Here is a 23,367-nt window from a genome sequence, read left to right as displayed (position 1 = left end):
GATGTCGGTGGGTTGTTTGTGGCTTCAGAGTTCCTTGGGGGCCCGGGTTCCGCTCAGAACCCGCAGGGCCTCCTCGTCGGCGGGCGTTGGAATGGTGCATGAAGGTGCCAGGAGGAAGGGACGGCCTTGACGAGCCTGGATGGTCTGGTCCAATTCCTCGCGGATCTGGTTTACATCGCCGCCTGGGTTGAAGAGTTCGAAGTCGGCTCCTCCCACGGGTACCGCTGGAAAGTCGGTGCTGATTTCAGGATTGCCTGGGCGGAACTGGTCCCAGTGGAGAAAATCGGGATTCAGGTCGGTGAATTCTTCGGGATGGGCATCCTCCCGGCAGGTATGCACCAGGACCAGGGCTTCCGGATTGGCCTGTCTGACTGCTTGGATCACGATCCGGTCATAGGGCTTGGCCCATTCCTCCAGTTGCGCCTGGTTGAAGTAGCCATGGCTGGCCAGACCCGTCTCGGCGAAGAAGATGCCGTCCAGACCAGCCCCGCCCTGCTCCTTGCGGCTGACCAGCAGGGCTGCGTAGTCGGCAAGGGTCCGGGCGATGTTGTCCAGCGCCGACTTGGCCGCCTCGGGCTGGTCGAAGATCAGCGTCTGTCTGTTCAGACCCCTGTCATCCTCCTGCGCGGAGCCCTGCCCCTCGGGATAGAGGGGGAGATCGGCCAACTGAAGGAGGACCGAGAGCGGGGAGAAGACCGTGTCGATGACTGCTCGGTCCTCAAGGCCGTCTCGGATGCCTCTGGCGGCCTGGATCTGCTCTTGGAGCACCTTGTTGGTTTCAGGGTCGCGATAGTCGATGCGGGCGATATCCCCGGCCTCCTGGATGGCCGTGCGGACGGTGCGCAGGATCAGCCAATCATAGTGATCCCTGTCGTAGACTGCGTCCCAGACCTCGGCGTAGTAGATGGCCCTCGGGTTGATCTTGACCCAGTCCCAATCCCACTTGCGAACGAAGTCCAAGGTGGCTGCGGCAAAATTCTCAGCACCGTACTCGTGTCCGATGTGGTGCTGCCAGGCGGAGGTCAGCCAGGCTTGGTTCCCCTGGCCATGGGCTATCTGGTGGAACTGGGTTCTTCTGTCTTCTGTCATTGCATGCTCATTTCCTGGTATGTGTCCTATGAACGCCCGGTCAGGTGTCCAGGTGGTTCCGGTGCCCTTCGTCCGGAAACAGGGCTTTGGAGATTCCCCTTCCCAAAGCTCTTGTCACATAAAACCCCCAGGAAGCAGGCCCGTCAACGACCTGGCATATAGGTAATATCTATCGCCGCTAATCGTCCCCTGACCCTGCGCGGGTCTTGCGAAAGCTATAGGAAAAGCTGATAGGGGGGTCAGACAGGACTTCGCAGTCACCTTGATGTCCTTGCTTTGCTATCCGAGTATGACCGATTGATGATCGCCAAGGGCGACAAGGGCATTTCAGGTCTGGCATGGCTCCTGCTCGGGAGAGGCCCTCATAAGGGAACGATGATACAGTGAATTGCATGTCTGACGTATCCTCCAGAGACACCATTCCGACCTTTGCCGATATCACCACTGTGGGTGTGGGCGGGAGCATGGCCGCCTTCGTTCAGCCCCAAAGCCGTGTGGGCATGATCGAGGCTGTGGAGGACGCGGATTCCAAGGGGTTGCCCCTCTGCCTGATCGGCGGGGGATCCAACCTGCTGGCCTCCGACCAGGATTTTCCCGGCGTGGTTGTGCGTGACACCCGTCAGGACATCAGCGTGCCCGACGAGGTGGCTCCGCCTGAAGGTGGTGCTCCTGTTGTTCACATTAACGCAACGGCTGGGACCAACTGGGATGATCTGGTCTCCTACTGCGTGCGCATGCACCTGATCGGGGTAGAGGGCCTATCCGGCATCCCCGGGACTGTCGGGGCCTCGGTGGTCCAGAACATCGGCGCATACGGCCAGGAGGTCGGCCGCCTGGTTGACTCGGTCGAGGTCTGGGACCGCCAGGACAAGGTCACTGCCTATCTGCGGGCCTCGGATCTGGATTTCGGATACAGGACCTCCCTGCTCAAGCAGACCATGTATCAGGCGCCGGCTGTGCCTGACGCACGGTTCTTCCCCACGCCGCGCTACGTGGTCCTTTCGGTTACCCTGGTCCTACGACATGGGTCCGCCGCTCAGGTGGGTTCCGCCCAGCTGGCTAAGGCCTTGGGTGTGGAGGTTGGGGCAACCCTTCCCCTGGAGCGGATCCGCCGGGCGGTTCTGACCGTCAGAGCAGGCAAGGGGATGCTGGAGGATCCCTACCGGTACCTGACCGATTGGATGGGATCCTGCCGTCGAACCTCCGACCTGGAAGAAGCTCTGGAGGCAGTCCAGGATGACCTTCACGGCCCCAGGGGCGAGCGGGTGCTGCTTGACCGTCATAGTTGCGGGAGTTTCTTCACCAATCCGATCATCAGCCCTGAGGCCGCGGATGCCCTACCGGTGGATGCCCCGCGCTATCCTGTCGAAGACTCAGCGTTGGTCAAGACCTCAGCGGCTTGGCTGATCGATCATTCAGGCTTCCACAAGGGATTCGCCCTGGAGGAGACGTCGGCTGCCGCCCTGTCCGACGTACACACACTGGCTTTGACCAACCGCGGAGGTGCCGGTTCCGATGACATGGTGGCCCTGGCCCGTGCCATCCAGAAAGGCGTGGATTCCACCTTCGGCATCCGCCTGATTCCCGAGCCTGTTACCCCTGGCATCGATCTGGCTTGGTAGCTCCTGCTTTCACCTGATGAGCGTATTTCGGTTTTGTACGACACCATATCCTATGATTACTGGCCGGAGCGGGACACGTGAGTCGGGAGCAAGATGGAGTTATTCAGGAAGAAATCGGTTGAACAGACCCTGGCAGAGACCGGGGAGGAGGGCAGGTCGCTCAAGCGGACGCTGACCACCTGGGATCTGGCCATCATGGCCGTCGCAGTGGCCGTGGGCGCCGGCATCTTCTCGGTGGGAGCCCAGGCAGCGGCCTTCCATGCGGGTCCGGCCGTCATTATCTCCTTCGTCATCGCAGGCATCGTCTGTGCTGCGGCCGTCATGTGTTACGCGGAGTTCGCCTCCATGATCCCGGTTTCAGGCTCGGCCTACACCTTCACCTACAACACCATGGGCGAACTGGTGGCCTGGATCATCGGATGGGACCTGATTCTGGAGATGCTCATGGCCGCATCGGTGATCTCCAAGTACTGGGGTGTCTACCTGAACGACTTCATCCACCTGATGGGCGGTACCTCCTTCAGCTCCAGCTTCCATCTGGGTGGCCTGGATGTGGACCTGGCTCCGCTGGCGGTCGTCACCCTCTTCACGGTCCTTCTAGTCCTGGGCACCAAGCTTTCAGCCCGGTTCGACGGTGCCCTGACCGTCCTCAAGATCGGTATTGTGGTCTTCGTCATCGTGGTGGGCTTCTTCTACGTCAAATTGGACAACTACCGGCCCTTCATCCCGCCCTCTGAGCCTGCTTCTGCCGTTCCGGGTGCCAGCGTGCCAGGGATCATGGGCCAACCCCTTTGGCAGTGGGTTTCTGGCATGCAGCCCACCATCTACGGTATCCCCGGCATCCTCTCAGGCGCGGCCCTGGTCTTCTTTGCTTTCGTGGGTTTCGATATCGTCGCCACCACCTCCGAGGAGGCCAAGGAGCCCCACAAGACCATTCCCCGCGGAATCGGCCTGGGCATGCTGATCGTCATCACCCTGTACATCCTGGTCGCCATCGTCACCACCGGCATGGTCTCCTACAAGGATCTTGCCAAGGCCAAGAACCCCTCACTGGCCACCGGCTTCGAGATGGTGGGGGCTCCCTGGGCTGCCAAGATCATCTCCTTCGGCATCGTGGTGGGGCTGACCACCGTGGTCATGGTGCTCCTGCTGGGGCTGACCCGCATTGTCTTCGCCATGAGCCGCGACGGGCTTCTTCCGCGTGCCTTGTCCCGCACCGGCCGCCATGGCACCCCGGCCCGCATTCAGATCCTGGGTGGCATCGTGGTTGCCGTGGTGGCATCCTGCTTCCCCATAGACGTCTTGTCCGACATGGTCAACATCGGCACGCTCTCGGCTTTCCTTCTGGTGGCCATCTCCCTGCCCATCATGCGCAAGCGCCGGCCTGATCTGCCCCGGTCCTTCAAGATGCCCGGCAACCCCTGGGTGCCCATTCTGATCGCCCTGGCCTGCCTCTGGCTCATGCTCAACCTGACCGTGCTGACCTGGATTCGATTCGTGGTCTGGCTGGCTGCAGGCCTGGCCATTTACTTCGGCTATTCCTACCGGCACTCCCTGCTCGGTCGTCATCAGCTCAGCGGGAAGATATCCAAGGCCACCCAGGCCGGTCTGGACTGACCTGGAGCGTCGGCGCTGCAGTGTAGAGTGAATACTCGCATACTCAGGAGGTAACCCATGACCTACGTCATCGCTCAGCCCTGCGTGGACGTCAAGGACAAGGCCTGCGTGGACGAATGCCCGGTGGACTGCATCTACGAGGGCGTCCGTTCGCTCTACATCAATCCCAACGAGTGCGTGGACTGCGGCGCCTGCGAGCCGGTCTGCCCGGTAGAGGCCATCTTCTACGAGGATGATCTGCCCGAGGAGTGGACCTGGTACAAGGATGCGGCGACTGATTTCTTCGCCCAGGTGGGGGATGCCGGCGGCGCTGCTGCGGTCGGCCCCTACGATCATGATCCGGAGGGTGTGGCAGCCCTGCCCCCAAACAAGTAGTCGATTCAGGCTGACGAGCCGCGGATGGGAGCCATCCCTCCGCGGCTTATTTATACGAGAAAGGCTGACCATGGGTTTCCACTCCTTCGAATCCCCCTACGACTGGTCGAGGATTGACTCCTATCGGCGGCGTGCTGAGCAATGCCCCGGCGGTCTGGTCGATCTGTCGGTAGGTTCGCCGGTGGACCCTGTACCCAGGTCTGTCAGGGATGCCTTGGCTGCCGCTTCGGATGATGGTCAGGCACGGGGTTATCCCAAAACTGCCGGTGATGGATCTCTGAGGCAGGCCGCGGCCGACTGGTTCCGTCGTCGCCGGGGGGTAGATCTGAATGCTCTTGGCGCGGATCTGGTGCCCACGGTCGGGTCCAAGGAGGCGGTGGCGCTCATGGCCTCCCTTCTGCATCTGGGACCGGGGGACCGGGTGGTGCAGCCGACGGTATCCTATCCCACCTATGCCATCGGAACCCAGCTGGCTGGGGCCCAGCTGACGACCGTGGACGATCCGACTGATACGGATTCATGGGTGAATCTGCCCGGCGTGCGAGCAATATGGGTCAATTCGCCTGGCAACCCCAGTGGGCGGATCATCGATCGAGCCGGGCTGGCGAAGATTGTACGGGCGGCCCGTTCGATAGGGGCCACGGTTCTGAGCGATGAGTGCTACGCCCTCCTGGATTGGTCAGAACCCGCCCAGGTCGGGCAGGATGTGCAGATCACCGCCTCGCCTTGCATCCTAGAGCCCCAAGTCTGTGGCGGCGATGCCAGCGGGATACTCTGCCTGTACTCGATGAGCAAGCAGTCCAACATGGCCGGATATAGGGCAGCTTTGGTGGCGGGAGATGCTCATCTCGTGGAGGCCATGACCGCCTACCGCAAGCAGGTGGGGCTGATTGTGCCAGGTCCGGTGCAACGGGCCATGCGGGCCGCCTTGGAGGATGGCGATGCTGTGATGGCCCAGCGCGAAGTCTATGCACGCCGCCTGCATGCCTTGGCTGAAGGTCTCAGATCTTACGGATATGATGCCGTCATGCCGCAGGGCGGCCTATATATCTGGGCACAAGCCCGCTCGGGCGACTGTTGGGCCGATATGGCAGACCTATCCCGTATGGGTATTCTGGCCAGTCCCGGGGAGTTCTACGGGGATGGCCACTATCTGCGATTTTCGTCAACCATCACTGACGAGCAGCTGGAGCTGGCCCTGGGGCGTCTGCGGAGCGCGGCTTAGAGGCCCATGGTGACCGAGCCCTTGCCGTAGCGGCTCCTGATGGAGTCCATGGTGGCCTCTGCCTGATCCAGGCGCTGGGCCTCGCTGCCGGTGCGGCGTTTGCTCTCGTGGATGATGTCATCCAAGGATGGCTGGATGGGCGTGTCCTCCACCCGGCTCAGACCGGATGCGCTGACACCGGCCAGGCGGATCAGCCTGGGCAGGGGTGTGTCCATGGGCACACCATCGGGCAGCCCCAGCATGGCCTTGAGCAGACCGACTGCCTGCGGATAGATGCGGTTGGCTGAGTTGACCGGGGTCTCCAGGGTGTGGGCCTTGGTCATATAGCGCAGGTCATCGAAGCGTAGTTTGACGGTGATGGTTCGGGCGATCAGGTCGTGCGATCGCAGTCCGGTCGCCACTTCGTTGCTGCAGACGCGCAGGAGGTCGCAGACCTGCTTCATGCTGGTGGTGTCGTGCAGAAAGGTGCGTTCCGCACCTAGGGACTTCTCTGGCGCTCGCGGCTGGACAGGATCGTCGTCCAGTCCGTGGGAGGCCTGTGCCAGCTTCCTGGCTGTAAGGTTCGAACCTGTGGCTCTAGTCAGATCCCGCTCGCTCATGGTAGCCAGGTCGGCCACGTCCTTGATGGCCCAGGCGTTGAGCCGCTTCTCCAAGGCCGGTCCGATGCCGGGGATGCCGCGCAGGGGCATCAGCTGGACGAACTCGGCCTGTCGGGCCTTGGGAATCAGCAGCATGCCGTCGGGCTTGGCGTTGGTGGAGGCCATCTTGGCTACCAATTTGTTGGTGGCGATGCCCACCGAGCAGGTCACGTGGAATTGGCGGGCCACGCTGGCTCGAATCCATCGGGCTATGGCCGTGGGCATGCCCCAGCGCATGAGTGCCCCGGACACGTCCATGTAGCACTCGTCTACTGAGACTTGCTCGATCTGATCAGTAATTCGTGAGAAAACCGTATCAAATATCCTTCGTGAGATATTCCGGTAATAGGTCATGTCGACCGGGAGGAAGACCCCTTGAGGACACAGTCGTTCGGCACGTGCCAGAGGCATGGCCGAGTTGATGCCGAAAGCCCGGGCTTCATAGCTGGCCGCAGAGACCACCGAACGCCGTCCGGTGCCGATGATGACCGGCCGGCCCTGCAATTGAGGGTGTCGGGCGACTTCGCAGGAGGCGTAGAAGGCATCCATGTCAATGTGCAGCACCGTGCAGCCGGTCTCGTCATGTCCCCAGTCTTTCTTGGCGGCTGCAAGCCTTGGTGCGGTACTCATGGCTCCATGATAGAAGGGGGTCCCAGAGGAACATGCAATAAATTATTCTCAGTCGTAAATTCTTGGAAAAGATTCACATTTATGGTTTTTATCCATGAAAATGAACGAATCCGCCCTGTGCCGCATTGCACCCTGTCGCACCGGCGAGTCAGGTCGGTCTATCATGGTATTCTATTGTTTTGTTCTCGAGACTTTGGGACTAGGTCCTGAATCGGGAGCCTGCATGGAGACGTGCCTGAGTGGCCGAAAGGGGCACCCTGCTAAGGTGTTGACTGCGCAAGCGGTCCAGGAGTTCGAATCTCCTCGTCTCCGCCTGATGACCGGTGATCGCTGATCTTGCACGATCGCCGGTCTTATTCATTACTGGCGTTCATTGCCAAAGGTGCTTATTCCCATATCCTTTGTGGAGCTCGGGTCTGGAAGGTCGCGGTCTACTTGGCGGAAGAGCGACGGCGTGCGGTATGAGTCTGTCCGGCGGGTAAGGCTGCAACCGAGCAATGGTTGCATGACCCTCCCGACAGTCATGAGGCAGACGAAGCCTGGTCCCCGGACAGGGGGATCAGCCTGCGGCCTTCGCCCAATGCGCTCGGCTGAGCCCGGCCTTGCAGAAGGTCGTCCAGCCGACCATGGAAGGCTGACACTGCGGCGGGCTCCAGGTCGTAGGTCAGCTGGACCTGATCAGTGAAGTCCTCGGTCTCCACCTGCCCCCCGGAGGTGCGGATCAGACGGCGCAGGGGATCGTACTCCGAATAGTCCACGGTGATCGTGAATCGCTGGGTCGGGAGCACACGTGCCTGCTTTGCCGACTTGAGTGCCAAAGAGGCTGCTGAGGAGTAGGCCCGGATCAACCCCCCTGACCCGAGAAGGATCCCTCCGAAGTAACGGGTCACCGTCAGGACGCAGTCCGTCACCCCCTGCCGACGCATGACCTCAAGTATGGGCTTGCCGGCCGTTCCCGAGGGCTCCCCGTCATCGCTCATGCGTTCGCTGGTGCGGCCCTCCGGTCCCCAGATCGCGCAGTGGCAGACGTGCCGGGCCTTGGGGTGCTGCAGGCGGACCTCTTGGACGAAGGCCATGGCTGCCTCCTGATCCTCCACATGGCAGGCCTGGCCGATGAACTCGGACTTCCGCTCAGTCAGGGAGCCCGTAGCCGGTTTCTGCGGCGTATCCAGTATGGTGAGCAATCGGCTTGCCTCCTATGCTTATCGTCTCCTCGGTTCTTGCATTATCTCCATGCTAAAGGGGATCTCGGGCCGGGTCTGATATCAAGGAGGCGACCTAAGCTGACCGCATGACCAATCCCCAGGACCAACCGGAAACCGAATCCCCATCACCCGGCAAGCCCCATGAGGCCCTGACCGTTTTTTATGAAAGGCTCAGGCACTCCACAGATACGGCCGAGCTGCACGAATTCGCCCGTAGTCCCCTGCCCGACAGGTCCGACCAGGCCGCCTTCTCACGCTTCACGGCACTGCTGGAGGCGGTGGCTGGCAATGAGCACACGCCGGTGGAGGACAGGGTCTACCTGGCGCAGACCATGCCCTTCCCCAACATTCTGGTCAAGCTCTCCCAGGATTCCAGCGCAGATGTCCGCCGGGCGGTGGCTGCCAACAAGGATGACAAGAACTGGCTGGCCGGTCTGCTCACCAAGGACCAGGACGCCGGAGTCAGGGCTGCTGCGCTGACCAATCCCATGACCTCCTGGAAGATGCGCCTGGAGGGTGCCCAGGATGAGCGCACCGATGCCGATACCCTGGACTTTCTGGGGGCCCTGGGCACTCGCGACGAGCAGAATGCCCCCCATGTGCTGGCCGCTATGGTCCGCCGGGCGGTGGCCCTGAATCCCAACACCGGGCAGGCGACCCTTGAGGCTCTGCGCAAGGACCCTGATGGGCAGGTGGCACGGGCAGCCGCCTCGCGCTGAAACTTGGGGCCGACGCGAATTTTGACGAACGGCACTCAGGCGTTACAATAATGGATTGTTGTGTTTCCCTAAGGGGTCCTCAAAGCGCTTTTCCCACTCGCCGTCTAGGACTTTCAGGGAGCCCACGGAATACATGGCTTTCGGCCAGCATGGCAGCATGCGGCGCGGAGAGCCCGAAACACAATGCAAGGAAAAGGTTGAATCGTGAAGACTTTCACCCCGAAACCAGCCGATCTGACACATGACTGGTATATCGTCGACGCCTCCGGTGTGGTGCTGGGGCGTCTGGCAGCTCAGGTGGCCGATCTGCTGCGCGGCAAGAACAAGCCCACCTATGCGCCCTACGCCGACTCCGGCAACAACGTCATCGTCATCAATGCGTCCAAGATGGTGCTGACGGGCAACAAGAACGACAAGGTGCTCTACACCCACTCCGGCCGTCCTGGCGGTCTGCGTCGCGACTCCTATGGGCAGTTGATGGAGCACAACCCCGAGCGCATCATCACGACGGCGGTCAAGGGCATGCTGCCCAAGAACAAGCTGGCCAAGGTTCAGCTGACCAGGCTGCGGGTCTTCGCAGGCGAGGAACATCCTCACACCTCGCAGCAGCCCATTGAGTACAAGATCCATCAGGTCGCCCAGCAGGCCAAGTAGGACCAGAGGAGATAATCACCATGGCTGACAACAACAACAGCTCCGCGGTTCTTGAGGCCGAGGAGACCAGCGCTTCCTACACTTCCGAGACCAACGCCGGTGCAGGTACCGGCACCTCCGCCATCGAGCCGGGCTACGGCACCGGCCGCCGCAAGGAGGCAGTCGCCCGCGTCCGTCTGATTCCGGGCTCTGGCAAGTGGAGCATCAACGGACACACCCTGGAGGAGTACTTCCCCAGCAAGCTGCACCAGCGTGAGGTCAACTCGCCCATTGTGCTGCTCAAGCTCGAGAACAAGTTCGATGTGGTTGTGCGCGTCGAGGGCGGCGGCGTGACCGGCCAGGCCGGCGCAGTCCGTCTGGGCGTCGCACGTGCCCTGAACGCCATCGATAGGGACGCCAACCGTCCTGCTCTGAAGAAGGCCGGGTTCCTGACTCGTGACGCCCGCGTGGTGGAGCGCAAGAAGGCCGGTCTGCACAAGGCCCGTCGCGCACCGCAGTTCTCCAAGCGCTGACGTCTGCAGTTTCTTCCATCCCCGAGGTTCCCCCGGACCTTGGGGATTTTTCGTGCCTGGATTCATGCCTGTTCATACCTGGACGGCCCAGTCTGAAGCGAACGGCAAAGTGCACGTTCAGGTGCGGAAAATGACCAGAAAAACCACGAATTCCCACACGACACGCTTCAAGCGAACGTTCGCTCATCCTGGGGCTCAAAGGTGCCCCCTCTGGTCTATATTGTGACTTTCGTCACGTTATGACGGATGCCTTTCGTGGACCGGCGCGGTCTGAGACCGTCTCAGACTTTCTGCTGGCCCTCATCGGTATTCGCGGAACATGAGGAGGGCCAATATCTTGGCTGGAACGCAGAAACAGAAGCATGACCATCAACTGAAGGAGCCAGAAGCCGGCAGGGAAGGCGCCCGGGCCGACAGCACTGAGCTGGCCCGCAGAGAGGTGGATGCCCTGGTCGTCCGAGCGCAGTCGGCTTTGCACGCCTTTGAGGAGCTCGACCAGGAACAGGTGGATCGGATCGTGGCCAAGGCCTCGATCGCGGCCCTGAACCAGCACCTGCCCCTGGCACAGATGGCCGTCGAGGAGACCAGACGAGGCCTGGTGGAAGACAAGGCCACCAAGAACATCTTCGCCTGCGAGCATGTGACCAACTACCTGGCCAGGCAGCGCACTGTGGGCATCATCAGTGAGAACGATGTGGACGGCATCATCGAGGTGGCCGAGCCGGTTGGAGTCGTGGCTGGCGTGACCCCGGTGACCAACCCCACTTCGACAGCCATCTTCAAATCGCTGCTGGCCCTGAAGACCCGCTGTCCCATCGTCTTCGGATTCCACCCCTACGCCCAGCGCTGCTCGGTGGAGGCGGCAAGGATCGTCCGCGACGCCGCCATCGAGGCAGGCGCACCGCAGGATTGCATCCAGTGGATCGAACACCCCTCGGTCGAGGCCACCGGTGCGCTCATGCAGCACCCCGGCGTGGCCACCATTCTGGCCACCGGCGGTACCGGTATGGTCAAGGCCGCCTACTCCTCGGGCAAGCCTGCCTTGGGTGTAGGAGCAGGCAATGCCCCGGCCTATGTGGATCGCAGGGTCAACGTCCCACGGGCCGTCAACGACCTGATCCTGTCCAAGCATTTCGACTACGGCATGATCTGCGCCACAGAGCAGGCCATCATCGCCCATCAGGATGTGCATGACCGGGTGGTCGAGGAGATGAAGCGGCGCAAGGCCTACTTCGTCAACCCTGAGGAGAAGGCCAAGCTGGAGGAGTACATGTTCGGCGTGCGGGCCCATGCCGGTGCTGATGCTCCCGCCCCCAGGCTCAACTCCGAGGTACCGGGCAAGTCCCCCCAGTTCATCGCCCGCCAGGCCGGCTTCGAGATCCCCGAGGATGCGACCATCCTGGCAGCCCAATGCGACCAGGTCGGCCCCATGGAACCCCTGACCCTGGAGAAGCTGGCTCCGGTGCAGGCCGTGCTCAAGGCCAGCAATAAGGAGGAAGGTTTCACCCTCTGCGAGCAGATGCTGCGCTACGGCGCCGGGCACACGGCGGCCATCCATACCGATGACGAGAGGCTGGTGCGCGAGTACGGCCAGCGCATGCACGCCTGTCGGATTGTCTGGAACCAGCCCAGCTCCCTGGGCGGCATTGGCGACATCTACAACGCCATCGCCCCCTCCCTGACCCTGGGCTGCGGGTCCTACGGCGGCAACTCGGTCTCGGGGAACGTCCAGGCGGTCAATCTGATCAACATCAAGCGGATTGCTCGGAGGAACAACAACATGCAGTGGTTCAAGGTGCCGGCCAAGACCTACTTCGAGCCCAACTCCGTCCGCTACTTGCGCGACATGTTCGGCATCCGTCGTGCCGTCATCGTATGTGACAGGGTCATGGAGCAGCTGGGAATCGTTGACAAGATCATCGACCAGCTGCGGGCCCGGCCCGAGCCGGTCACCTTCCGCATCATCGACTACGTAGAGCCGGAGCCCAGCGTCGAGACGGTGGAGCGCGGCGCGACTATGATGCGTGATGAGTTCGGTCCCGACACCATCATCGCCGTGGGCGGCGGCAGTCCCATGGACGCGGCCAAGATCATGTGGCTGCTCTATGAGCATCCGGAGATCTCCTTTGCCGATGTCCGCGAGAAGTTCTTCGACATCCGCAAGCGGGCCTTCAAGATTCCGCCGCTGGGCACCAAGGCCAAGCTGGTCTGCATTCCCACCTCCTCGGGCACAGGTTCGGAGGTCACCCCGTTCGCGGTCATCACCGACCATAAGACCGGATACAAGTACCCCATTACCGACTACGCCCTGACCCCCAGCGTGGCCATCGTGGATCCGGTTCTGGCCCGTACCCAGCCCAAGAGGCTTGCCTGCGACTCGGGCTTCGATGCCCTGACCCATTGCATGGAGGCCTTCGTCTCGGTCTACGCCAATGACTACACCGACGCCATGGCCCTGCACGCGGCCAAGCTGATCTGGGACAACCTGGAGCCTGCCGTGGGCACCGCGGGCGGCGAGGTCAAGGTACGCGCCCAGGAGAAGATGCACAATGCGGCGACCATGGCGGGCATGGCCTTCGGCTCGGCCTTCCTGGGTATGTGCCACGGCATGGCGCATACTATCGGAGCCCTCTGCCATGTGGCCCATGGGCGCGCCAACTCCATCCTCCTGCCCTATGTGATCCGCTACAACGGACGCATCCCGGAGGAGCCGACCAGCTGGCCCAAGTACAGCGAGTATGTGGCCCCGGAGCGCTACAGGCAGCTGGCCCATGTGCTGGGTATCGAATCCGCTACTCCTGAGGAGGGGGTGGAGCTCTTGGCCCGTGCTGTGGAATCCTACAGGGACGAGCGCCTGAGCATGGATGCCTCCTTCCAGGCTGCCGGAGTGGATGAAGACCTCTACTGGCAGTCCTTGGATCAGATCGGCATGCGGGCCTATGAGGACCAGTGCACGCCCGCCAACCCCCGCATTCCGCTGATTGAGGACATGAAAGACATCGCGGTGGCAGCCTACTACGGGGTCAGCCAGGAGGAGGGCCACCGGATGAGGGTCGCCCGCCAGGGTGAGGATGTGGCACAGGAGGCCTCCCAGCGGGCCTGACAGGGCCGGAATTGAGTCGAGGATTCCCCTGGAAGCGGCGCGACACGCCCGGATTCTTCTAGGGGAACCCTCGTGCTTTAATAAGAAAGTTGCCTGTTTTGGGCTCGCATTTTGTCAATCACAATAGCGGGTGCAGCGAGGAGTCCCATCCCCACGGGATTCTCCACGGCTGCGCATGGATCCGGCTGAGGCCTGTCGGGAGGAATGTCTCCTGTGGCTGTCGTTCCGTGCCCTCGAAACAGACTGGGTAATCAGTTCATAGATCGCTAGAAAGGGCGGACGGCAATGGCGGGACAGAAAATCCGCATCAGGCTAAAGTCCTATGACCACGAGGTCATCGACCAATCGGCGAAGAAGATCGTCGAGACGGTGACGAACGCGGGCGCAACTGTGGTTGGCCCCGTTCCGCTGCCGACTGAGAAGAACGTGTATGTCGTCATCCGTTCTCCTCATAAGTACAAGGACTCCCGCGAGCACTTCGAGATGCGCACCCACAAGCGCTTGATCGACATCGTGGATCCCACGCCCAAGGCTGTGGATTCGCTGATGCACATCGATCTGCCGGCGGACGTCAACATTGAGATCAAGCTGTAGGGGAGGAGGAAACCGCATGGCTGAAGAGCAGAGGAACCGCAAGGCTCTCCTGGGCCGCAAGCTGGGCATGTCCCAGGTCTGGGACGAGAACGGCTTCTTCGTCCCGGTGACCCTGGTGGATGTGTCCACCAACGTGGTGACCGCGGTCAAGAATCAGGAAAAGGACGGCTACCAGGCCATCCAGATCGGCTACGGTCAGATCGACCCCACCAAGGTGACCAAGCCGCTGGCTGGACACTTCGCCAAGGCCGGAGTGACCCCGCGTCGCCACTTGGTCGAGGTCCGCACCGCCGATGCCGACAGCTATCAGCCCGGCCAGGAGCTGGGCCTGGATCTGCTGCCCGAGGGCAGCGAGGTCGATGTGACAGGCACCACCAAGGGCAAGGGCTTTGCCGGCACCATCAAGCGTTGGGGCTTCAAGTCCTACCGCCGCACCCACGGCTCGCACAAGAACGAGCGCCGTCCCGGTTCAGTGGGCGCCTGCGCCACGCCCAGCCGCATCCTCAAGGGCAAGCGGATGGCCGGCCGTATGGGTCATGACACCTCGACCGTCCAGAACCTGACCATCGTCTCCGCAGATGCCGAGAAGGGCGTCATCGCCATCAAGGGTGCCCTGCCCGGGCCCCGCGGCGCCATCGTCCTGGTTCGTTCGGCAGTGAAGGGAGCCTGAAACCATGGCTAAGTTGACTCTGAACATCACCGACGCCCAGGGCAAGAACACCGGGACCGTGGATGCACCCGAGCAGATCTTCGGCATCGCCGAGGAGGATGTCCGCTCGCATGTGCCGCTGATCCACCAGGTGGTCGTGGCCCAGCTGGCTGCGGCCCGCCAGGGCACACACTCGGTCAAGACCCGGTCCACCGTCTCCGGCGGCGGCCGCAAGCCTTGGAAGCAGAAGGGCACCGGTCGTGCTCGTCAGGGCTCCATCCGTGCTCCCCAGTGGACCGGTGGCGCCATTGTCCACGGCCCGCAGCCGCGTGACTACTCCCAGCGCACTCCCAAGAAGATGAAGGCTGCAGCCCTGCGCTACGTCCTGTCCGACCGGGTCAACGCCGGACGCGTGCACGTGGTCGACTTCGGCATTGGCGAGACCCCGTCCACCAAGGCCGCCAAGGCAGCACTGCTGCCCCTGGTCGACAACCGATTCACCACTGTCGTGCTGTCCCGCGAGAACATCAACGAGTGGCTCTCCGTCAGGAATCTGCCCACCGTCCATGTCCTCTTCGCCGATCAGCTCAACACCTACGATGTGGTCACGGCCGAGGATGTCGTCTTCAGCAAGGATGGCTTCGATGCCTTCCTGGCTGTCAAGGGCGGCGCCAAGTCTGAGACCGTCAAGGAGGCCTGATTTTCATGGCAGCTATTCACAAGCCAGCACACGACATCATTCTGCGTCCGGTCGTCTCCGAGAAGAGCTACGCCAACTCGGACCGCGGCCAGTACACATTCGTGGTGGACCCTGATGCCAACAAGGTCGCCATCAAGCAGGCCATCGAGCAGATCTTCAACGTGAAGGTCACATCGGTCAACACCCTCAATCGGCAGGGCAAGCGGACCCGGACCCGTACGGGCTGGGGTCGTCGCGTCGCTGAGAAGCGCGCCATCGTCAAGGTGGCCGAGGGCCAGTCGATCGATGTCTTCGGTACCAACAACTGAAGGCTAGCCGAGAAAAGTTAAGGAAGAACTAGATTATGGCTATCCGTACATACAAGCCGACGACCGCGGGCCGTCGCAACGCCTCGGTTTCGGACTTCGCCGAAATCACGCGCTCCAAGCCCGAGAAGTCGCTGGTTCGCAAGCTGAGCAAGACCGGCGGACGTAACTCCTATGGTCGCGTCACCAGCCGCCACCGTGGCGGCGGGCACAAGCGCCAGTACCGTCTCATCGACTTCCGTCGTTGGGACAAGGACGGCGTGCCCGCCAAGGTGGCTGAGATCGAGTACGATCCCAACCGCTCGGCCCGCATTGCCCTTCTCCACTTTGCAGACGGCGAGAAGCGCTACATCATCGCCCCGCAGGGCATCAAGCAGGGCGACGTCATCGAGACCGGTCCTCAGGCCGACATCAAGCCCGGCAACAACCTGCCTCTGCGCAACATCCCCACCGGCACCATCGTCCACGCCATTGAGCTGCGGCCCCTGGGCGGTGCCAAGATCGCCCGCTCGGCCGGTGCTGCCGTCCAGCTGGTGGCCAAGGACGGGGCCTACGCCCAGTTGCGTATGCCCTCCGGCGAGATTCGCAACGTCGACTCCCGCTGCCGTGCAACGGTGGGCGAAGTCGGCAACAACGACCACGCCAACGTCCAGCTCGGCAAGGCAGGACGTGCCCGCTGGATGGGACGCAGGCCTATCACCCGTGGTGAATCCATGAACCCGGTCGACCACCCGCATGGCGGACGCACCCGTGGCGGCAAGCCGCCAGTGTCTCCCTGGGGCAAGGGCGAGGTTCGCACCCGCAGGCCCAAGAAGGCCTCCAACAAGATGATCGTGCGTCGTCGTCCAAATGGTAAGAACCGCAAGTAAGGGAGTGTCGGAAAGATGACTCGTAGCATCAAGAAGGGCCCATTCGTCGACGCCCACTTGCAGAAGAAAGTCGACGAGCAGAACGAGAAGGGCACCAAGAACGTCATCAAGACCTGGTCCCGTCGTTCCATGATCATCCCGGACTTCATCGGGCACACTTTCGCTGTGCACGATGGCCGCAAGCATGTCCCGGTCTTCGTCACCGAGGCAATGGTCGGCCACAAGCTCGGCGAGTTCGCCCCCACCCGGACCTTCAGGGGTCACGTGAAGGACGACAAGAAAGCACGCCGCTGAGGCGAGGGAGAGTAGAGACACATGGAAGCTAAGGCAATTGCACGTCACGTTCGCGTGACGCCTCGCAAGGCTCGCCGCGTCGTCGACCTCATCCGAGGCAAGCAGGCGACCGAGGCCGTGACCATTCTGAAGTTCGCCCCCCAGGACGCGGCCGTTCCGGTCCGCAAGTGCCTGGAGAGCGCCATCGCCAACGCTCGTGTCAAGGCGGACAAGGCCAATCAGCCCTTCCGCGAGAACGAGCTGATGGTTCGTGAGACCTACGTGGACGAGGGAACCACCCTGAAGCGGTTCCGTGCCCGCGCCCAGGGTCGTGCGGCCCGCATCAACAAGCGGACCAGCCACATCACCGTCGTGGTGGCCGACAAGGAAGGAGCCCGATAATGGGGCAGAAGATCAACCCGTTTGGGTACCGACTCGGCATCACCGAGGAGCACCGCAGCAAGTGGTACTCCGACTCCAACAAGGCGGGGGAGCGTTACAGCGACTTCGTGCTTGAGGACGACAAGATCCGCAAGGAGATGAACAAGGACCTGGAGCGCGCAGGCGTCTCCAAGATCGTCATCGAGCGGACCCGTGACCGTGTGCGCGTCGACATCCACACCGCCCGGCCGGGCATTGTCATCGGCCGTCGCGGCGCCGAAGCCGAGCGTGTTCGCGCCAAGCTGGAGAAGATCACCGGCAAGCAGGTCCAGCTGAACATCTTCGAGGTCAAGAACGCCTCCATTGATGCCCAGCTGGTGGCTCAGGGCATCGCTGAGCAGCTGACCAACCGCGTCACCTTCCGCCGGGCCATGCGCAAGGCTCAGCAGGATGCCATGCGCGCCGGGGCCAAGGGCATCAGGATCAAGCTGTCCGGCCGCCTGGGTGGAGCCGAAATGAGCCGCTCGGAGTTCTACCGCGAGGGTCGTGTGCCCCTGCAGACTCTGCGCGCCCTGATCGACTATGGCTTCTTCGAGGCCAGGACCACCTACGGTCGCATCGGCGTCAAGGTTTGGATCTACAAGGGCGATATGACCGAGCGTCAGTTCGAGGAGCAGCAGGCTCAGCAGAACAACCGCCCCGGTCGGCGCGGCGATCGTCGTCCTCGTCGTGGCGTCCGTCCCTCCGAGGGGCGTACCCGCCGCGAGCAGGATGCAGCCAAGCAGAACAGCGGTGTGGCCACGCCGCCGGCGGCGACTCAGGAGCAGACCGCCTCGGCACCCGTCGCAACCGAAGCAAAGGAGTGAGCCGTGCTTATCCCAAAGAGGACTAAATACCGCAAGCAGCATCGTCCGGGTCGTTCGGGCATGTCCAAGGGCGGCAACGAGATCGCTTTCGGCGATTACGGCATCCAGGCCCTGGCTCCGGCTTACCTGACCAATCGGCAGATCGAGGCGGCCCGTATCGCCATGACTCGGTACATCAAGCGTGGTGGCCGAGTCTGGATCACGGTCTTCCCGGATCGCCCCCTGACCAAGCACGCTCTGGGATCCCGAATGGGTTCCGGCAAGGGTGCGCCCGAGTTCTGGGTGGCCAACGTCCGCCCCGGCCGGGTGCTCTTCGAGATCGGCGGCGTGAGCGAGGATGTGGCCCGCGAGGCCCTTCGCCGCGCTACTGACAAGCTTCCCATGAAGTGCCGGATTATTGCACGTGAAGGCGGTGACATCTGATGTCAGTCGGAACAGCCGAGTATTCCATCAAGAATCTGAATGAAAAGACCAATGCGGAGATCGAGGATTTCCTGAAGAAGTCCAAGGAAGAGCTGTTCAACCTGCGCTTCCAGTCGGCCACCGGTCAGCTGGAGAACACCTCTCGCCTCAAGGCCGTCAAGCACGACATCGCCAGGATGTACACCGTCCTGCGTGAGCGCGAGCTGGGCATCAGCCAGGAGCCCGCCGAAGCAAAGGCCGAGAGCAAAGCTGAGGAGAAGTAAGCATGGCTGACAAGCAGGAGCGCAACTTCCGCAAGGTTCGCAGCGGCTACGTCGTGTCCGACAAGATGGACAAGACCATCACCGTAGAGCTGGAGCAGCGTTCGACCCACCCCCTGTACGGCAAGGTCGTCCGCAGCAACCGCAAGGTCAAGGCCCATGATGAGAAGAACGAGGCCCATGTGGGCGACTTCGTGAGTATCATGGAGACCCGTCCTCTGAGCAAGACCAAGCGCTGGCGTCTCGACTCCATCGTCGAGCGCGCCAAGTAACAAGTTCGGCCAGGCTCCGCATTTCATCCCGCCCTGGTGCGGGGTGTCTGCGGAGAACCAGCGCGGCTAAGGAGAATCAATGATTCAGCAGGAATCGCGGCTTCAGGTCGCCGACAACACGGGTGCCAAGGAGATTCTGGCCATCCGCGTGCTCGGCGGGTCGAAGCGACGCTATGCCGGCATTGGCGACGTGATTGTCGCCACCGTCAAGGATGCCATTCCCGGCGGGTCGGTCAAGAAGGGCGAGGTCGTCAAGGCGGTCGTCGTCCGTACGGTCAAGGAGCATCGTCGTCATGACGGCTCCTACATCAAGTTCGACGAGAACGCGGCGGTCATTCTCGGTACCGGCCGTGAACCCCGCGGTACTCGTATCTTCGGACCGGTCGGTCGTGAGCTGCGCGACAAGCGCTTCATGAAGATCGTGTCCCTGGCACCGGAGGTGATCTGAGTGGTAGCCAAGATCAAGACAGGCGACCAGGTCAAGGTCATCCGCGGCAAGGATCGCGGCAAGGAGGGCAAGGTTCTGCGGATTCTGCCCAATGACCGTCTGATCGTCGAGGGTATTCAGATCGTCAAGAAGCATGTGCGGGCCACCCAGCAGGGTCAGGAGTCGGGCATCGTCCCGACCGAGGCGCCCATCCATCGCTCCAACGTGATGGTCATCGACCCGGAGACCAAGAAGCCGACTCGCATCGGCGTGAACATCAAGGAGGAGGCGCGTGACGGCAAGGTCAAGGTCGTGCGCACCCGCTTCGCCAAGAAGTCAGGCAAGGAGCTGTCATGAGCGATACCACCGTTGAAGCACCGGCAGTCCCTCGTTTGCTGCAGCAGTACCGCGAGAGCATCGTGCCCGAGCTGGAGAAGGAGTTCAAGTTTTCCAACCCCATGCAGGTGCCCAGGATCGAGAAGGTTGTGGTCTCCATGGGCGTGGGTGCCGCGGCACGCGACTCCAAGCTGATTGAGGGCGCGGTCAAGGACCTGACGGCCATCACAGGCCAGAAGCCCAAGATCACCAAGGCCAAGAAGTCCGTGGCGCAGTTCCATCTGCGTGAGGGACAGGCCATCGGTGCCTTCGCCACCCTGCGCGGCGTGCGCATGTGGGAGTTCCTGGATCGACTGCTGACCCTGGCACTGCCTCGCATCCGCGACTTCCGCGGCATCAGCGACCGTCAGTTCGACGGCCAGGGCAACTACAACTTCGGTCTCACGGAGCAGTCCATGTTCCACGAGATCGATCCTGATCAGATCGATCACCAGCGTGGTATGGATATCACCGTGGTGACCTCCACCAAGAACGATCAGGAGGCCCGGGCGCTGCTCAAGCAGCTGGGCTTCCCCTTCAAGGAGAACTGATATGGCAAAAACCGCTCTGAGAAACAAGGCGGCACGCAAGCCGAAGTTCAAGGTGCGTGGCTACACGCGCTGCCAGGTCTGCGGTCGTCCTCATTCCGTCTATCGCAAGTTCGGCCTGTGCCGCATCTGCCTTCGCGAGAAGGCCCATCGCGGCGAGCTGCCGGGTGTGACGAAGTCCAGTTGGTAAAGATCGACGCTGAAGGTCCGCGGTCGAGGCAGATTGCTGCCCGGCGGCGGAAACCACGGCGAGGAAGGGCATAAGCCCACATGACAATGACAGATCCCATCGCAGACATGCTGACACGTCTGCGTAATGCGAGTGCGGCCAAGCATGAAACAGTCGACATGCCGTACTCCAAATTCAAGGCGAACATCGCGCAGATTCTCAAGCGTGAAGGCTTCATCGCTGATTATCGCGCCAAGGAGGCGCGCGTCGGGCAGGATCTGGAGATCACGCTCAAGTACGGTCCCGATGGACGCCAGTCCATTCAGGGCATCAAGCGCGTCTCCAAGCCTGGTCTGCGCCGGTACGCCAAGTCGGATTCCCTGCCCATGCCCCTGGGCGGGCTGGGAATCGCCATCATCTCGACCAGCTCGGGACTGATGACCCAGAAGGAATGCCTCGACAGGGGCATCGGCGGCGAAATCGTCGCCTACGTATGGTGAGAAAGGAGAGCTGAACATGGCATCGCATATTGGTAAGCTCCCCATCGCCGTTCCGGCAGGTGTGGAGGTGGCCTTCAAGGGCCAGGAATTCACCGCCAAGGGCCCCAAGGGTTCCGACGCATACACGCTGCCTGAAGGCATCACCGGCAAGGTCGAGGGCAACGAGATCATCATGACCCCCGCCGACGAGGACCGCACCACCAAGGCCAAGCACGGACTGAGCCGCTCCATCGTGGCGTCCATGGTTGAAGGCGTCTCCAAGGGCTACAGCAAGCACCTGCAGATCGTCGGCACCGGCTACCGTGTGGTCGCCAAGGGCAAGTCCCTGGAGTTCTCGCTGGGCTACTCGCACACCATCACTGTCGACCCCCCGGAGGGCATCACCTTCGAGACGCCGAACGCCAACGAAGTGGTCGTCTCCGGCATCGACAAGCAGGCTGTCGGACAGGCCGCGGCCAACATCCGCGCCCTGCGTGCTCCCGAGCCTTACAAGGGCAAGGGCATCAAGTACGCCGATGAGCACATCCTGCGCAAGGCTGGAAAGGCTGGTAAGTGATATGACGGTCTCGATACTAGGCAAAGGCAAGAAGATCGCCCGTCTGCGCCGCCATGCCCGTCTGCGCAAGCACGTCTCCGGCACGGCAGAGCGTCCCCGTCTGGTGGTTACTCGGACCAACCGCAATATGATCGCCCAGATCGTCGACGACACCAGGGGTGTCACCCTGGTCAGCGAGTCGACCATGGCTTCGGACTACGGCTCCTTCAAGGGCACCAAGACCGAGGCCGCCCGCAAGGTCGGCGAGCAGATTGCGGCCAAGGCCAAGAAGGCTGGCATCACCACCGTGGTCTTCGACCGTGGTGGCAACAAGTACCACGGAAGGGTCGCAGCGGTTGCGGAAGGCGCCCGTGAGGGAGGTTTGGCACTGTGAGCGACAACGAAACGACAAAGGAAACAACCCAGGTGACTGAAGATTCCACAAACGCTCAGTCCAGCCAGGGTGGCAGAAGGGATCGGAACGACCGGAACGATGATCGCCGAGGCGGTCGTCGGGGCGGTTCCCGTGACGGCCGTAGGGATGGCCGTCGTGGCCGTCGCGACCGCGACGAGCGTGACGACATGCTCGACAGGGTCGTGACCATCAACCGCGTCTCCAAGGTCCACAAGGGAGGTCGTACCTTCAGCTTCGCGGCCCTGGTGGTCGTGGGCGACGGCAAGGGCACCGTGGGCGTTGGCTACGGCAAGTCCCGCGAGGTTCCCGCAGCCATCTCCAAGGGTCAGCTGGATGCCAAGAAGCATATGTTCACTGTTCCCCGCATCCGCGGCACCGTCACTCACCCGGTGATCGGCCACGATGCGGCCGGTACTGTCCTCCTGCGGCCTGCAGCCCCAGGAACCGGCGTTATCGCCGGCGGTCCGGTTCGCGCCGTCCTCGAGTGCGCCGGCATCACCGACATCCTGAGCAAGTCCATGGGATCGGCCACGGCCGTCAACATGGTGCGGGCCACTGTAGCTGCCCTGAAGCAGCTGGAGGAGCCCGAGGAGATCGCGGCACGCCGCGGTCTGCCCCTGGAGGAGGTCGCTCCCGATTCCCTCCTGCGTGCACGTGCCGCCGGCATTGCCGACGAGCGTAAGGAACGCGAAGAGGCCAAGGCCAAGGCTGACGAGCAGTCGAAGGCAGGTGAGTGATGACCAAGCAGATCAAGATCACTCTGGTCAAGGGCGTGGCTCATGCCACCGACCGCCAGAAGGAGAACGTCAGGTCTCTGGGCCTTCACAAGATCGGCCAGACCGTCCTGCGTGAGGACACCCCCGTCTACCGGGGGATGGCCAACAAGGTCCGCCACCTGGTGAACGTAGAGGAGGCAGACTGATTATGGCCAGCGACAAGCAAGAGCCCACCATCCTGCAGATGCACGATCTGCGTCCTGCTCCGGGCGCCAAGCGCGACCGCATCCGTGTGGGTCGCGGTGAGGGGTCCAAGGGCAAGACCTCCGGTCGTGGCACCAAGGGCACCAAGGCACGCTACCAGGTCCGTCCGGGCTTTGAAGGCGGCCAGCTGCCCCTGTACATGCGGCTGCCAAAGCTGCGTGGATTCAGGAGCCCCTTCAAGAAGGAGTACCAGGTGGTCAACCTGGGTGCTCTGGAAGGACTCTTCCCCAAGGGCGGCGAGGTCACCGTCGAGGATCTGGTCAACAAGGGAGCGGTTCGCAAGGGCCGCCCTGTCAAGGTCCTGGGTGACGGCGACGTCAAGGCCGCTTTCACCCTCAAGGGCGTCAAGGCCTCGGCCTCGGCCAGAAGCAAGATAGAAGCCGCAGGCGGGTCCGTCTCCGAGAACTGATACTCGCAGGGGACAGACCGCAAGGCAG

32 protein-coding genes and 1 tRNA gene are annotated in these 23,367 nt (G+C 62.3%); 30 read left to right on the top strand and 3 right to left on the bottom strand.

Annotation, left to right across the window (positions count from 1 at the left end):
- Window positions 1-24: 24 nt before the first annotated feature.
- A complete protein-coding gene (locus tag P273_RS0101860) occupies window positions 25-1,089 on the bottom strand; it encodes a uroporphyrinogen decarboxylase family protein (RefSeq protein WP_024626801.1) in 1,065 nt (354 codons plus the stop codon).
- A gap of 419 nt (window positions 1,090-1,508) precedes the next feature.
- Here P273_RS0101860 and P273_RS0101855 point away from each other — a divergent pair, with 419 nt between their 5' ends.
- From P273_RS0101855 to dapC, 4 genes are all read left to right on the top strand, one after another.
- Window positions 1,509-2,711 carry an FAD-binding protein gene (locus P273_RS0101855; RefSeq protein WP_024626800.1) on the top strand — a complete coding sequence of 401 codons (1,203 nt, stop codon included), beginning with the start codon at window positions 1,509-1,511 and terminating at the stop codon, window positions 2,709-2,711.
- A gap of 93 nt (window positions 2,712-2,804) precedes the next feature.
- A complete protein-coding gene (locus tag P273_RS0101850) occupies window positions 2,805-4,328 on the top strand; it encodes an amino acid permease (RefSeq protein ID WP_024626799.1) in 1,524 nt (507 codons plus the stop codon).
- Between the two features lie 57 nt (window positions 4,329-4,385).
- Entirely contained in the window at window positions 4,386-4,703 is a 318-nt protein-coding gene (gene fdxA / locus P273_RS0101845) for a ferredoxin (protein WP_015022367.1), read from the top strand.
- Between the two features lie 70 nt (window positions 4,704-4,773).
- Window positions 4,774-5,928, top strand: coding sequence for a succinyldiaminopimelate transaminase (dapC, locus tag P273_RS0101840; protein WP_024626798.1), 1,155 nt, complete (start codon window positions 4,774-4,776; stop codon window positions 5,926-5,928).
- On the opposite strand, the gene dinB is transcribed toward dapC, so the two are convergent.
- A complete protein-coding gene (gene dinB, locus P273_RS0101835) occupies window positions 5,925-7,196 on the bottom strand; it encodes a DNA polymerase IV (RefSeq protein ID WP_024626797.1) in 1,272 nt (423 codons plus the stop codon). The genes dapC and dinB overlap by 4 nt on opposite strands.
- A gap of 225 nt (window positions 7,197-7,421) precedes the next feature.
- Between dinB and P273_RS0101830 the strand changes: the two genes are divergently transcribed.
- Window positions 7,422-7,508 (top strand) — tRNA-Ser (locus P273_RS0101830).
- Between the two features lie 209 nt (window positions 7,509-7,717).
- On the opposite strand, the gene P273_RS0101825 is transcribed toward P273_RS0101830, so the two are convergent.
- Complete coding sequence (locus P273_RS0101825) at window positions 7,718-8,380, bottom strand: YigZ family protein (RefSeq protein ID WP_024626796.1); 663 nt, start codon at window positions 8,378-8,380, stop codon at window positions 7,718-7,720.
- A 107-nt stretch (window positions 8,381-8,487) separates the two neighbouring features.
- On the opposite strand from P273_RS0101825, the gene P273_RS0101820 reads away from it, so the two are divergent.
- The 25 genes from P273_RS0101820 to rplO all read left to right on the top strand — a co-directional run bounded on the left by P273_RS0101820 (window position 8,488) and on the right by rplO (window position 23,339).
- Window positions 8,488-9,120 (top strand): AbrB family transcriptional regulator, encoded by a 633-nt coding sequence (locus P273_RS0101820; protein WP_024626795.1) that lies wholly within the window; start codon window positions 8,488-8,490, stop codon window positions 9,118-9,120.
- 204 nt (window positions 9,121-9,324) lie between these two features.
- A complete protein-coding gene (gene rplM / locus P273_RS0101815) occupies window positions 9,325-9,774 on the top strand; it encodes a 50S ribosomal protein L13 (protein WP_024626794.1) in 450 nt (149 codons plus the stop codon).
- Window positions 9,775-9,794: 20 nt separating this feature from the next.
- Window positions 9,795-10,286, top strand: a complete 492-nt coding sequence (gene rpsI / locus P273_RS0101810; protein ID WP_015022361.1) for a 30S ribosomal protein S9 — start codon at window positions 9,795-9,797, stop codon at window positions 10,284-10,286.
- A gap of 424 nt (window positions 10,287-10,710) precedes the next feature.
- Window positions 10,711-13,389: a bifunctional acetaldehyde-CoA/alcohol dehydrogenase gene (adhE, locus tag P273_RS0101805; protein ID WP_051354096.1), complete on the top strand. Its 2,679-nt coding sequence runs from the start codon at window positions 10,711-10,713 to the stop codon at window positions 13,387-13,389.
- Between the two features lie 285 nt (window positions 13,390-13,674).
- The gene (gene rpsJ, locus P273_RS0101800) at window positions 13,675-13,983 is read left to right on the top strand and encodes a 30S ribosomal protein S10 (protein ID WP_006295278.1); all 309 of its coding nucleotides are present in this window, start codon (window positions 13,675-13,677) and stop codon (window positions 13,981-13,983) included.
- 16 nt (window positions 13,984-13,999) lie between these two features.
- Complete coding sequence (gene rplC / locus P273_RS0101795; protein WP_015022359.1) at window positions 14,000-14,653, top strand: 50S ribosomal protein L3; 654 nt, start codon at window positions 14,000-14,002, stop codon at window positions 14,651-14,653.
- 4 nt (window positions 14,654-14,657) lie between these two features.
- Window positions 14,658-15,332, top strand: coding sequence for a 50S ribosomal protein L4 (gene rplD / locus P273_RS0101790; RefSeq protein WP_015022358.1), 675 nt, complete (start codon window positions 14,658-14,660; stop codon window positions 15,330-15,332).
- A 5-nt stretch (window positions 15,333-15,337) separates the two neighbouring features.
- Window positions 15,338-15,640, top strand: a complete 303-nt coding sequence (gene rplW, locus P273_RS0101785) for a 50S ribosomal protein L23 (RefSeq protein WP_024626792.1) — start codon at window positions 15,338-15,340, stop codon at window positions 15,638-15,640.
- Between the two features lie 35 nt (window positions 15,641-15,675).
- Window positions 15,676-16,506 carry a 50S ribosomal protein L2 gene (gene rplB / locus P273_RS0101780; RefSeq protein WP_015022356.1) on the top strand — a complete coding sequence of 277 codons (831 nt, stop codon included), beginning with the start codon at window positions 15,676-15,678 and terminating at the stop codon, window positions 16,504-16,506.
- 15 nt (window positions 16,507-16,521) lie between these two features.
- Window positions 16,522-16,800, top strand: coding sequence for a 30S ribosomal protein S19 (gene rpsS, locus P273_RS0101775; RefSeq protein ID WP_024626791.1), 279 nt, complete (start codon window positions 16,522-16,524; stop codon window positions 16,798-16,800).
- Window positions 16,801-16,821: 21 nt separating this feature from the next.
- Complete coding sequence (gene rplV / locus P273_RS0101770; protein ID WP_024626790.1) at window positions 16,822-17,181, top strand: 50S ribosomal protein L22; 360 nt, start codon at window positions 16,822-16,824, stop codon at window positions 17,179-17,181.
- Window positions 17,181-18,026, top strand: coding sequence for a 30S ribosomal protein S3 (gene rpsC / locus P273_RS0101765; protein WP_024626789.1), 846 nt, complete (start codon window positions 17,181-17,183; stop codon window positions 18,024-18,026). The genes rplV and rpsC overlap by 1 nt, the downstream gene beginning before the upstream one ends.
- 3 nt (window positions 18,027-18,029) lie before the next feature.
- Window positions 18,030-18,449 carry a 50S ribosomal protein L16 gene (rplP, locus tag P273_RS0101760; protein ID WP_015022352.1) on the top strand — a complete coding sequence of 140 codons (420 nt, stop codon included), beginning with the start codon at window positions 18,030-18,032 and terminating at the stop codon, window positions 18,447-18,449.
- Window positions 18,449-18,712: a 50S ribosomal protein L29 gene (rpmC, locus tag P273_RS0101755; protein ID WP_015022351.1), complete on the top strand. Its 264-nt coding sequence runs from the start codon at window positions 18,449-18,451 to the stop codon at window positions 18,710-18,712. The genes rplP and rpmC overlap by 1 nt, the downstream gene beginning before the upstream one ends.
- A 2-nt stretch (window positions 18,713-18,714) precedes the next feature.
- Window positions 18,715-18,981, top strand: coding sequence for a 30S ribosomal protein S17 (gene rpsQ, locus P273_RS0101750; protein WP_015022350.1), 267 nt, complete (start codon window positions 18,715-18,717; stop codon window positions 18,979-18,981).
- A 79-nt stretch (window positions 18,982-19,060) separates the two neighbouring features.
- Window positions 19,061-19,429 (top strand): 50S ribosomal protein L14, encoded by a 369-nt coding sequence (rplN, locus tag P273_RS0101745; protein ID WP_015022349.1) that lies wholly within the window; start codon window positions 19,061-19,063, stop codon window positions 19,427-19,429.
- Entirely contained in the window at window positions 19,430-19,765 is a 336-nt protein-coding gene (gene rplX / locus P273_RS0101740; RefSeq protein ID WP_015022348.1) for a 50S ribosomal protein L24, read from the top strand.
- Window positions 19,762-20,334 carry a 50S ribosomal protein L5 gene (gene rplE / locus P273_RS0101735; protein ID WP_024626788.1) on the top strand — a complete coding sequence of 191 codons (573 nt, stop codon included), beginning with the start codon at window positions 19,762-19,764 and terminating at the stop codon, window positions 20,332-20,334. The genes rplX and rplE overlap by 4 nt, the downstream gene beginning before the upstream one ends.
- A 1-nt stretch (window position 20,335) precedes the next feature.
- On the top strand, window positions 20,336-20,521 hold the full coding sequence (locus P273_RS0101730) for a type Z 30S ribosomal protein S14 (protein ID WP_015022346.1): 186 nt from the start codon (window positions 20,336-20,338) through the stop codon (window positions 20,519-20,521).
- An 80-nt stretch (window positions 20,522-20,601) separates the two neighbouring features.
- Entirely contained in the window at window positions 20,602-21,000 is a 399-nt protein-coding gene (rpsH, locus tag P273_RS0101725; protein WP_024626787.1) for a 30S ribosomal protein S8, read from the top strand.
- Between the two features lie 16 nt (window positions 21,001-21,016).
- A complete protein-coding gene (rplF, locus tag P273_RS0101720) occupies window positions 21,017-21,556 on the top strand; it encodes a 50S ribosomal protein L6 (protein ID WP_024626786.1) in 540 nt (179 codons plus the stop codon).
- 1 nt (window position 21,557) lies between these two features.
- Window positions 21,558-21,929, top strand: coding sequence for a 50S ribosomal protein L18 (gene rplR / locus P273_RS0101715; RefSeq protein WP_015022343.1), 372 nt, complete (start codon window positions 21,558-21,560; stop codon window positions 21,927-21,929).
- Window positions 21,926-22,687: a 30S ribosomal protein S5 gene (gene rpsE / locus P273_RS0101710; protein WP_024626785.1), complete on the top strand. Its 762-nt coding sequence runs from the start codon at window positions 21,926-21,928 to the stop codon at window positions 22,685-22,687. The genes rplR and rpsE overlap by 4 nt, the downstream gene beginning before the upstream one ends.
- On the top strand, window positions 22,687-22,872 hold the full coding sequence (gene rpmD, locus P273_RS0101705) for a 50S ribosomal protein L30 (protein ID WP_024626784.1): 186 nt from the start codon (window positions 22,687-22,689) through the stop codon (window positions 22,870-22,872). Before rpsE ends, rpmD begins: the two co-directional genes overlap by 1 nt.
- Window positions 22,873-22,874: 2 nt before the next feature.
- Complete coding sequence (gene rplO, locus P273_RS0101700) at window positions 22,875-23,339, top strand: 50S ribosomal protein L15 (protein WP_029676013.1); 465 nt, start codon at window positions 22,875-22,877, stop codon at window positions 23,337-23,339.
- Window positions 23,340-23,367: the final 28 nt, after the last annotated feature.

Origin of the sequence: Bifidobacterium sp. A11, from assembly GCF_000499185.1 — a bacterium.
In the GTDB taxonomy this organism is placed as follows: Bacteria; Actinomycetota; Actinomycetes; order Actinomycetales; family Bifidobacteriaceae; genus Bombiscardovia; species Bombiscardovia mizhiensis.
The sequence above is the reverse complement of the archived record's forward strand: the minus strand, read 5'-3'. Positions and strand labels throughout refer to the sequence as shown.

Coding starts and splice junctions, on each gene's coding strand:
- fdxA (WP_015022367.1), top strand. CDS start 4,386: ATGACCTACGTCATCGCTCAGCCCTGCGTGGACGTCAAGGACAAGGCC.
- dapC (WP_024626798.1), top strand. CDS start 4,774: ATGGGTTTCCACTCCTTCGAATCCCCCTACGACTGGTCGAGGATTGAC.
- rplF (WP_024626786.1), top strand. CDS start 21,017: ATGGCATCGCATATTGGTAAGCTCCCCATCGCCGTTCCGGCAGGTGTG.
- rplC (WP_015022359.1), top strand. CDS start 14,000: ATGGCTGAAGAGCAGAGGAACCGCAAGGCTCTCCTGGGCCGCAAGCTG.
- rplE (WP_024626788.1), top strand. CDS start 19,762: ATGAGCGATACCACCGTTGAAGCACCGGCAGTCCCTCGTTTGCTGCAG.
- rpsQ (WP_015022350.1), top strand. CDS start 18,715: ATGGCTGACAAGCAGGAGCGCAACTTCCGCAAGGTTCGCAGCGGCTAC.
- rplR (WP_015022343.1), top strand. CDS start 21,558: ATGACGGTCTCGATACTAGGCAAAGGCAAGAAGATCGCCCGTCTGCGC.
- P273_RS0101730 (WP_015022346.1), top strand. CDS start 20,336: ATGGCAAAAACCGCTCTGAGAAACAAGGCGGCACGCAAGCCGAAGTTC.
- rplW (WP_024626792.1), top strand. CDS start 15,338: ATGGCAGCTATTCACAAGCCAGCACACGACATCATTCTGCGTCCGGTC.
- rpsS (WP_024626791.1), top strand. CDS start 16,522: ATGACTCGTAGCATCAAGAAGGGCCCATTCGTCGACGCCCACTTGCAG.
- rpmC (WP_015022351.1), top strand. CDS start 18,449: ATGTCAGTCGGAACAGCCGAGTATTCCATCAAGAATCTGAATGAAAAG.
- rplV (WP_024626790.1), top strand. CDS start 16,822: ATGGAAGCTAAGGCAATTGCACGTCACGTTCGCGTGACGCCTCGCAAG.
- rpsI (WP_015022361.1), top strand. CDS start 9,795: ATGGCTGACAACAACAACAGCTCCGCGGTTCTTGAGGCCGAGGAGACC.
- rplB (WP_015022356.1), top strand. CDS start 15,676: ATGGCTATCCGTACATACAAGCCGACGACCGCGGGCCGTCGCAACGCC.
- rpsC (WP_024626789.1), top strand. CDS start 17,181: ATGGGGCAGAAGATCAACCCGTTTGGGTACCGACTCGGCATCACCGAG.
- rpsJ (WP_006295278.1), top strand. CDS start 13,675: ATGGCGGGACAGAAAATCCGCATCAGGCTAAAGTCCTATGACCACGAG.
- P273_RS0101820 (WP_024626795.1), top strand. CDS start 8,488: ATGACCAATCCCCAGGACCAACCGGAAACCGAATCCCCATCACCCGGC.
- P273_RS0101850 (WP_024626799.1), top strand. CDS start 2,805: ATGGAGTTATTCAGGAAGAAATCGGTTGAACAGACCCTGGCAGAGACC.
- dinB (WP_024626797.1), bottom strand. CDS start 7,196: ATGAGTACCGCACCAAGGCTTGCAGCCGCCAAGAAAGACTGGGGACAT.
- rplD (WP_015022358.1), top strand. CDS start 14,658: ATGGCTAAGTTGACTCTGAACATCACCGACGCCCAGGGCAAGAACACC.
- rplO (WP_029676013.1), top strand. CDS start 22,875: ATGGCCAGCGACAAGCAAGAGCCCACCATCCTGCAGATGCACGATCTG.
- rpmD (WP_024626784.1), top strand. CDS start 22,687: ATGACCAAGCAGATCAAGATCACTCTGGTCAAGGGCGTGGCTCATGCC.
- P273_RS0101860 (WP_024626801.1), bottom strand. CDS start 1,089: ATGACAGAAGACAGAAGAACCCAGTTCCACCAGATAGCCCATGGCCAG.
- rplN (WP_015022349.1), top strand. CDS start 19,061: ATGATTCAGCAGGAATCGCGGCTTCAGGTCGCCGACAACACGGGTGCC.
- rpsH (WP_024626787.1), top strand. CDS start 20,602: ATGACAATGACAGATCCCATCGCAGACATGCTGACACGTCTGCGTAAT.